3 protein-coding genes and 1 pseudogene are annotated in these 2171 nt (G+C 64.2%); all 4 read left to right on the plus strand.

Features of this window, described 5'->3' with window-relative positions; all coding sequences use genetic code 11:
• On the plus strand, positions 1–771 hold a 771-nt coding region (locus tag EN893_RS30240), incomplete at its 5' end, for an enoyl-CoA hydratase (protein WP_128362032.1).
• A gap of 10 nt (positions 772–781) precedes the next feature.
• Positions 782–1204, plus strand: a complete 423-nt coding sequence (locus EN893_RS30245; protein WP_127268568.1) for a VOC family protein — start codon at positions 782–784, stop codon at positions 1202–1204.
• Positions 1204–1980, plus strand: a complete 777-nt coding sequence (locus tag EN893_RS30250; RefSeq protein ID WP_127268569.1) for an AAA family ATPase — start codon at positions 1204–1206, stop codon at positions 1978–1980. Before EN893_RS30245 ends, EN893_RS30250 begins: the two co-directional genes overlap by 1 nt.
• A pseudogene (locus EN893_RS30255) lies at positions 1977–2171 on the plus strand (GNAT family N-acetyltransferase); the annotation flags it as partial. The gene EN893_RS30250 and the pseudogene EN893_RS30255, both read left to right, overlap by 4 nt.

Below are 2171 nucleotides of genomic sequence, written 5' to 3' on the forward strand. Positions count from 1 at the left end.
GCACAACTGGACAAGGGCGTGCTGCGCCTGACGCTCGCCAATCCGCCAGCCAACGCGCTGTCGCTGGCGGTGATGGCGGCGCTGACGGCCGAACTCGAGCGCGCCAAGGCCGACAAGGCCGTTCGCGTCATCGTTTTGTCGGCGGCCGGCAAGGTGTTCTGCGCCGGCCATGATCTCAAGGAAATGACGGCGCGCCGCACTGACGCCGATCATGGCAAGGCCTTCTTCGCAGAGACGTTTGCCGCTTGTGCGACGCTGATGCAGGCCATCGTGCGCCATCCCGTGCCTGTGATCGCCGAGGTTGACGGCCTTGCCACCGCCGCTGGGCTGCAACTGGTCGCCAGCTGCGATCTGGCGATCGCCTCGCACGAAGCGACCTTCTGCACGCCGGGCGTCAATATCGGGCTGTTTTGCTCGACGCCGATGGTGGCGCTGTCGCGCAACGTTTCGCGCAAGCATGCCATGGAGATGCTGCTGACCGGAGAGACGATCGATGCGGCGACCGCCAAGGAGTTCGGCCTGGTCAACCGCGTCGTGCCGCGCGAATACCTGAATCAGATCGTCACCAAATACGCGCAAACCATTGCTTCCAAATCATCTTTGGTGGTCAAGACCGGCAAGGAAGCCTTTTACGCCCAGGCTGAAATGGGCCTCGCGGACGCCTATGCCTATACCGGCCGGATCATGGTCGAGAACATGCTTGCGCGCGACGCGGAGGAGGGCATCGGCGCCTTCATCGGCAAGCGCAAGCCGGAATGGAAGGACGAGTAAGGAGAACGTCATGGAACCGCGCATCTCCATCATCACCATTGCTACCGATGATCTAGACCGCGCCGTGCGCTTCTACGAAGAGATGGGCTTGAAGCGGCATGCCGCCATCACCGACGGGGTCGCCTTCTTCCAGATGGGCGGCGTCATCCTCGGCCTGTTCCCGCGCGCCAGCGCAGAAGAGGATTCCGGCATCGCCTTCGCCGCGGCGCCATCGGCGGTCTACCTCGCCTACAACACTCGTTCCGACGCCGAAGTCGACGACGTGCTCGCCAGGGCGGAAAAAGCCGGCGGCCGCATCGTCAAGCCGGCCGGCCGGGCCTTTTGGGGCGGCTGGTACGGCTATTTCGCCGACGCCGACGGGCATGTCTGGGAAGTGGCGCACAATCCTGCCTTTCCGATCGCGGAAGACGGCACGATTTCGCTACCTGGCTGATGGCCCATCGCAAGCAGCTGACGCGGCTAAAGGCTCCCTATCTGAAGCGCATCCTGCTCGACGCCGAGCGCGTGGCGGACTGGGAGAAATATCCCTGGAATCTACCGCTGTTTCGCGGCCATGAGTTCGAACTCGAATTCACCACGCCGATCACCATCATTGTCGGCGAGAACGGCACCGGCAAATCGACGCTGCTCGAGGCGATCGGCGCACTGGCCGGCTATGACGAAGCCGGCGGCGGCAAGGGATATATGCCAGTCGACCATTCCAGCGCTATCGACAAGAGTGGTGCTGCGTTGGCCAACGCATTCCGTGGTCACTGGCTGCCGAAAGTCACCGCCGGCTGGTTCTTTCGCGCCGAATCCTTCTACTCCGTGGCCCGCTATCTCGATCAGGCAGCGCTGCAGTCTGGCGGGGCGCCGCCGGACTTCCTGTCCTGGTCGCATGGCGAGGGCTTTATCCGATTTTTCGAGGAGCGCTGCCGCAGGCAGGGCATCTACATCCTTGACGAACCCGAGAGCGCACTGTCGCCGACGCGACAGATCGAGCTGCTCAAGATGCTGCGGCGCATGGACCAGTCGGGCACCGCGCAAGTGATCATGGCGACGCATTCGCCGCTGCTGATGGCTTGTCCCGGCGCGCGGCTGTTCCGCATCAGCCGCTTCGGGCTCGACCCGACCGATTTCAGCGATACCGATCATTTTCGCATGATGCGCGACTTCTGTACCGATCCGCAGGCGTTCATGGAGGAAGCGCTGCGGGAGGATGACGCGTGAGCGCCGGCGACGATGATCTCAACTGGCGCGTCGAGCAGGCATGCCGCGAAGGCTGGCCGGCGGCGACCGGGGCGATCTTTGATGGCTGGCTCCTGCGGCGCTCCGGCGGACGGATCCGGCGCACCAATTCGGCCAATCCCTTGCGCGGCCAGCGTGGCGCGCCGGATGCTGTCATCGGCGCCGCCGAGTCC

The sequence above is a fragment of the Mesorhizobium sp. M7A.F.Ca.CA.004.04.2.1 genome (assembly GCF_004022825.1).
Classification (GTDB): domain Bacteria; phylum Pseudomonadota; class Alphaproteobacteria; order Rhizobiales; family Rhizobiaceae; genus Mesorhizobium.